The following is a 6,000-nucleotide window of genomic DNA, read 5'->3' as shown; positions in this document are numbered from 1 at the left end:
CAATCCCGGTTGGATTTGCGCTGATAGTGTAAAGCGGGATAACTCTCGGTCAGTCTTCTAAGAAGACTGGCTCAATAGCCCCCTTTTAGGGGGCCGAGGGCAATTCCGCATTCTAAGAATGCGGATTTTTACTAATCTTTAGAACTGTCCCATCCGTTAACTTTGTGAGTGTTTAAGGCAATGAGGCCGATAGTGTTAAATCCCTTGTTTTGGCCTCGAGAAATTGCAAGTAAGTCGATGTGATCATTTCTGGAACCTCCCAGTGCGGGTAGTGCCCAACTCCTGCCAGTTCTACAATGTTTGCTGGTCGAACAATCAGTTCGCGAAAGCGGGCCACCATATGTACACCCGATACTGGGTCGTCGGAGCCGTTAATCAATTGCAATGGACCTTGGAATTGGTTGAGGGCGTCGATCCAGCGTTGACGGTGCTTGCGACGTTCCCGCATATAGTTAATCAGTTTGTGGAAGCGGTATTTACCACCGTTGTATTGGATGATTTGCCAGAGTTCTTGCAGTTCACGTCTTGTAGGCCGAGTGTCCGGCCCGAAGAGGGCACTGAAGCTGCGGCAGAATTGACGATAGTTGACCAGCCGGTTGATCAGGGGGCCAATTGGCGAGATTAGTAATTTCTGGATGAGCCGGGCTTGGTGCGTTTCAGGGAAGAGGCCGCCGTTCAGTAAGCATGTAGAGCAGAAAAGCTTCTTTTCTCGGCTATTGTCTCTGGCAAGTAGCTCTTGGGCAACGGTATCGCCATAATCGTGTGCCAACAGATGTGCTGAAGTGATGCCCAAGTGATACAGAAGCTCTTCTTGTAAGTCGGCTTGCCCATGGATGCTATAGCGGTGATTTTTGGGTTTGTCGGAATACCCAAAGCCCAACATATCCATGGCAATACAGCGGAAGTTTGCCGTAAGTTGCGGCCAAATTTTCTGCCAGTCATAGCTACTTGTTGGGAAGCCATGAACCATCAACAGTATTGGCTTATGCAAGTTGTTTGGATTGCTATCGACGTAGAATAGCTTATGGCTTTGGAAGTTGAACCATTGTCCGCTTGATAACCATTGATGTGGCTGCATTGGCTCCCCCATTTATTATTTATGCATTAGCTGCAAAGATTGCACGGAACGAGCTGCATCTCAAGTAGGATAGGGTTTTGGCGGGAAGACTATCTATCCAGTGCCACGCAGTGCGTAAATCGCGGGCTTGTTAATGATCTTCCACACAGAAATCAATGTGACTGAAGCCGTTAAAGCGACAATAAGCAGTGGCGGCAACAGCCAGCCGAACAGGCTGGTTTCAATTTGCTCAAGCCACACGGCAAACGGAACAATTATCACAGCGGCTACAGCGATACCGATAATTACGGGAATCAGGCCATCAATAAGTGTGTGATAGAAAATGGTAGCGGGACGGGCACCGATCGCCATGCGCACGCCAAGCTCAGTACGCCGCAGTTGTACACTGTAACTGAGCACTCCAAAGATACCGATGGCAGCGAGGCTGAGTGCCAGTAACGTCAGGGCGGTGGTTACCCAAACTGAGACCCGGTCATTGCTTAGGAGTAGGTCTCGCGCCTGCTCCAGGGAGAATAGCTCGGAAACTTTGTACTGCCTGTTTACTTCGTCAAATTCCCGATTTATTTCTGTAGTGCTGAGTGGTTGGTGAGGTTTATGCCTGAGTACCAGTAGGGGATAGCTCACGTTGATACCGCGCACAAATAAGCGGGCGGGTTCCTTTTTGCCTGGCAGGCTTGCGTTGCGCACTACACCGACCACTTGGTAGGGCAGGTCACCTCGCCAATAGTAGCGATTGCCTAATACTTCTCCATCCGGTTCCAGTTGCTGGGCCAGGGTTTCGTTGACGAGCATCATGCGATTGTTATCGGAAAACTCAGCCGCATTGATATGGCGGCCAGCTACCAGTGGCATACGCAAAATGGAAAGGTAGTTTTCGTCGACTACTGTGGTCTTGGCCATCACCGGGTTTTGTCGGCTGGCATCATGACTTAGGGATGTGGTCCAGAGTGGTCGGCTGATAGAGATAGGGGTGTTTAAACTCAAGCTGGCATTTTGTACTTTAGGGTGCTCCAGCAATCTCTGCCTGATGGCCTTGAGGTAACTCTCCCGTTCGGCAGTGGGGGCGCTCCTAAGATTGCCGATATTCAGAGTCATCACTTGAACGCTGTCCAAGGGGAAGCCAAAGGGCTGGTTAATCAACCGGTTAGCTTGCAGGAAAATCTGCAAGCTGGCGACGATAAGCAAGCTAGTCATCGCCACTTGGCTGCTGATGAGGACTTTGCGGATCAGTGGTGAAATTTGTACACCGGAGCCTTTGCCGCTGCTCTGCAGCATTTGATTCAGTGCGCGGTAATTAACCTGGCGACTGACTATGGCTGAGAAGAACAGGGCGAGAAGTAAGGCACACAACAGTGCGAAAACCAGTGTCTGCCAGTTTAAGGTGAGCTCTTGAATGCGAGGAATTTGTTCCGTAGCCATCACCTTTAATACTTCCGTCGATCCCAGGGCTAACAGCAGAGAAAGTAATGCAGCCCCTAACATAAGTAGGCCGATTTCACACAGCAGGGCCAAAAAGATATGCTTTTTGTGTGCGCCCAACGCGACCTGTATCGCCATATTGCGTTGTTGTTTGGCAGTGCGAGAAAGAATCAGGTTGGTAACATTGGCGCAGGCAATTAACAGAAGCACCAGTGTACCGCCCATTACCATTAGGGTTCGCGTGGTACTGTCGCCAAGAATTTTATTGGCGAGGGGGGTGAGTCGGTATTCAACGGACCTTTCTACCGAAGAGGATCTTCCCGCTAGGGCCGCTTGATACTGGGCATCCATTAATGTGCTCAATTCATGCCCCGCGCTGGCGGGGTTAATGCCCGGCTTCAACTTCCCTGTGAGCATGCGAAAAGGCAGAAAGCCTCTCCAATTATTTCTGCGCTCTACTTGTGTATCGTTAAAGTCCCAGGGTAGCCAGACCGCCGTTTGTCGGCCCTGTTTATAGATTTGGGGTTCAACGAAGTCTTTGGCAGTGACGCCGACAATACGAAAGTCCACCTCCCCAAATTGCAGGCTTTGCTCCAAGACATTTGGGTTGCGCCGGAACATCTGCTCCCAGGTTTGATAACTGATAACCGCCACGGGAACCCGGCTGTCGAGCCCTTCATCGGTATTGAATTGTCTGCCCAAGGCCAGGGGTGCTCCAGCCAGCTGGAGATATTCTGGAGAGACATAGGAAACATTAACCCGTGGTGATCCGGATAAATTGCGAACCACATCTTCCCAGAAGTACACCAGGGCGCTGGACTCGAAGAAACTGTCGTTTTTATAGATTTCAACCAGGGCGGGGTATTGGCTGTTGTTTTCCAGCCGCAGCTGGTTGTTTTGGTAGAGATTACCATTCACGACATACAGCCGATCTTCGTCCGGGTAGGGTAGGGGTGCAGCTAGCAGTTGGTAGTTGAGATTAAATAGCGTCACCAGGGCGCCGAGGGTGATACCCAGGGTCAAAATAATAGTGGTGGCGTAGCTCCGCGCCCGGTTGAGGGACTGGAGGGCAATGGACAGGTCCTTTGTGGTGATCATAGGGCCATCTCATGGGGCTCTTTTATGGGCTGCGGCGTTGAGATTTTTCCATCCAGCAGATGCAATTGGCGGCTGGCCATATCTGCATAGCGGGGGTCATGGGTCACCATGCACAGGGTGGTCCCTTCATTGTTGAGCTGCCGCAGCATTTCCATTACTGCATCGCCATTGTGGGAATCCAGGTTGCCGGTGGGCTCGTCCACCAGTAGCAGGGATGGGTTGCCAACTAGCGCCCGGGCTATGGCGATTCGCTGCTGTTGGCCACCCGATAACTGGTTAGGTTTGTGAGAGGCCCGGTGACTCATCCCCACCTTCTCCAGGCAGTGTTTCACTTTTTTGTCGGCTTCAAGATTGGGAATGGGATTGCGGCGGTATCGCAGTGGCAGGGCGATATTGTCGTAGACAGAGAGCTCATCAATCAGGTTAAAGGACTGGAAGATAAAGCCTACTTTCTCGTTGCGAATAGTCGCCGCCTCACTCAGCGACAATTGAGCGACTTCAATGCCTTCAATCTGATAGCTGCCGCTGGTGGGGAGGTCCAGCAGGCCGAGAATCGAGAGAAGTGTGGATTTACCGCAACCCGAGGGGCCGCAGATAGAAACAAATTCCCCCGAGTAAATACTCAGGTCAACGCCCCGCAGGGCGTGAGTTTCCATTTCTTCGGTGCTGAACACCTTGGTGATCCCGGCCATATGAAGGATTGGCTTGGACATAGCGAACTCCCTGTTCTCGCTTTAGGTTTCAGGCTTTAGTCAACAATCTGGATATGCTCAGCTTCATTAAAATTGGCCATATCCGAGAGGATGATTCGATCCGCTTCATTGACGCCTTGGGTGATTTGGATATATCGGCCCGACTCCTCGCCAAAGCTGATCGGTTGAAGCGCCGCTTCCTCCCCGTTTTCGTTAATCAGGAAGAGATTGGCCTCACTGTGCCTCTGCACATTGATAGGTCTCTCGACGAATAGCGTATCTTCCATCGTGGCAGTGAAGATCCGGGCATCGACGTTGAGTTGTGGCCTGGCAGACTCTGGGGCGCCTTCGCTAAAAGCAATTTCCACTTCAATATTGCCGTCCCGAACCTCGGGCGTAATACGGGTTACCATACCTTCGACTTTTTCTCTGCGGGTATCAATTTCAGCGGGTTGGCCAACCTCCAGTTGCTCTGCTTTGGATTGTGGTACTTGAACCAAAGCGAGAAGATCTGTCTCGCTGCCGATCAGCGCCAGCTCCTGCCCGGGATCGACACCTTGCCCCAGCTCTACCGGTAGTCGTTGCAGTATGCCGTCCAGGCCGGCGCGTACTGTGAGGCGATCTGTCCGCTGTTGGATGCTTTGCAATTGGGTCTGGGCTTGGTTGATTTGCTCGCGCTGGATTAACTCTGATTCGACGGCGACTTTGCGCAGGTGGTTGATACGCTGCTTTTGCAGGTCCACACGTTTTTTCATCTGTTCCTGGCGTAAGACGGTGGTTTGGTAGGTGAGCTGGGAAACCACTCCACTTTTTACCAGCTCGTCCTCAGCTTCGCGACGCAACTTGATCACTTGGTAATTGGAGTTCAGTTCCGCGAGTATGGCTTCCTCCGCGAGAACATCGCGCTGGTTGTTCAGAACAAGCCGACGCAGATTAGCTTCCTCTTGTTCCAGGGAGGTTTCGGCTGCATCCAGATCGCGCATTAACTCTGGATTGCTCAGTTGCATAATGACGCTATCACTTTGTACTTCTGCACCGGGACGCAACATGATTTTTTCAACATTCGCTGCGGTTAGGGCGGTAATTAAAGTCTGCTTGTCTGAACGCAGCCTACCGTAGCCATCTACCACAACCTGCAGGTCTCCCCGTTGGACGGTACCTAGCATTAGCTGTTCCCGCTCAACCTTATAGGCGCTGTCAGGAAGTAACAGGAGGGTGCTGGTAAATGCCACAAAAGCAAGAGCAGCACCACCTAGCATTAAAGGGTGCTTAATCAGGGGGCGTTTCTTAGGTTTATTAATATCCATATTGCGGCATTTCCTTGGTTAAGCAATCGTTGCACGCTTTTCTACTGTGAAACCTTGATGCGGAGGCGAGTTAGAGGTGGAAAACCATAACGATTAAAAAGGGTGGTATTCCTGTTGGAACTCCGAGGGAGGGCGGGTTTTTATCTTGTAATTAGTACTGTCGAGCATATTTTTTTGATCAAAACTCAGGGCTTTAAAAAGGTTTTAGGTGAGGCTGAAAATGCAGGAAAATTGGTACAAGAACCAGTTGCTTGCGGTGAATGGTGGGGAAATACAGGACGGTTTGAATATTTTGAAGTGGGCAGTCACTTGAGAAGTTTAACGATGACCCAATGAATTTTGAGGATCAACTCACAAGTTAAAAGGAGGAGATATGGTGGAAATAAAGGTGTCGTGGCTTAGTGAA

At 50.8% G+C, this 6,000-nt stretch carries 5 protein-coding genes; 1 reads left to right on the top strand and 4 read right to left on the bottom strand.

All coding sequences use genetic code 11. The features are described 5' to 3' along the window. Nucleotides 1-172 precede the first annotated feature (172 nt). The 4 genes from ACCI49_RS15085 to ACCI49_RS15070 all read right to left on the bottom strand — a co-directional run bounded on the left by ACCI49_RS15085 (nt 173) and on the right by ACCI49_RS15070 (nt 5,594). The gene (locus ACCI49_RS15085) at nt 173-1,078 is read right to left on the bottom strand and encodes an alpha/beta fold hydrolase (protein WP_371839880.1); all 906 of its coding nucleotides are present in this window, start codon (nt 1,076-1,078) and stop codon (nt 173-175) included. Between the two features lie 93 nt (nt 1,079-1,171). Then, nucleotides 1,172-3,595, bottom strand: a complete 2,424-nt coding sequence (locus ACCI49_RS15080) for an ABC transporter permease (protein WP_371839879.1) — start codon at nt 3,593-3,595, stop codon at nt 1,172-1,174. Then, the gene (locus ACCI49_RS15075) at nt 3,592-4,308 is read right to left on the bottom strand and encodes an ABC transporter ATP-binding protein (protein WP_371839878.1); all 717 of its coding nucleotides are present in this window, start codon (nt 4,306-4,308) and stop codon (nt 3,592-3,594) included. The genes ACCI49_RS15080 and ACCI49_RS15075 overlap by 4 nt, the downstream gene beginning before the upstream one ends. A 35-nt stretch (nt 4,309-4,343) precedes the next feature. Continuing rightward, entirely contained in the window at nt 4,344-5,594 is a 1,251-nt protein-coding gene (locus ACCI49_RS15070) for an efflux RND transporter periplasmic adaptor subunit (protein ID WP_371839876.1), read from the bottom strand. A gap of 174 nt (nt 5,595-5,768) precedes the next feature. Here ACCI49_RS15070 and ACCI49_RS15065 point away from each other — a divergent pair, with 174 nt between their 5' ends. After that, the gene (locus tag ACCI49_RS15065; protein ID WP_371839875.1) at nt 5,769-5,930 is read left to right on the top strand and encodes a hypothetical protein; all 162 of its coding nucleotides are present in this window, start codon (nt 5,769-5,771) and stop codon (nt 5,928-5,930) included. Nucleotides 5,931-6,000: the final 70 nt, after the last annotated feature.

The sequence above is a fragment of the Microbulbifer epialgicus genome (genome assembly GCF_041447265.1).
Taxonomy (GTDB): domain Bacteria; phylum Pseudomonadota; class Gammaproteobacteria; order Pseudomonadales; family Cellvibrionaceae; genus Microbulbifer; species Microbulbifer epialgicus.
This window is presented reverse-complemented; position numbering and strand designations above follow the sequence as displayed.

What these genes read in the sequence shown, in the direction of transcription:
- ACCI49_RS15075 (WP_371839878.1), bottom strand. Translation starts at nt 4,308, where the DNA reads ATGTCCAAGCCAATCCTTCATATGGCCGGGATCACCAAGGTGTTCAGC.
- ACCI49_RS15080 (WP_371839879.1), bottom strand. Translation starts at nt 3,595, where the DNA reads ATGATCACCACAAAGGACCTGTCCATTGCCCTCCAGTCCCTCAACCGG.
- ACCI49_RS15070 (WP_371839876.1), bottom strand. Translation starts at nt 5,594, where the DNA reads ATGGATATTAATAAACCTAAGAAACGCCCCCTGATTAAGCACCCTTTA.
- ACCI49_RS15085 (WP_371839880.1), bottom strand. Translation starts at nt 1,078, where the DNA reads ATGCAGCCACATCAATGGTTATCAAGCGGACAATGGTTCAACTTCCAA.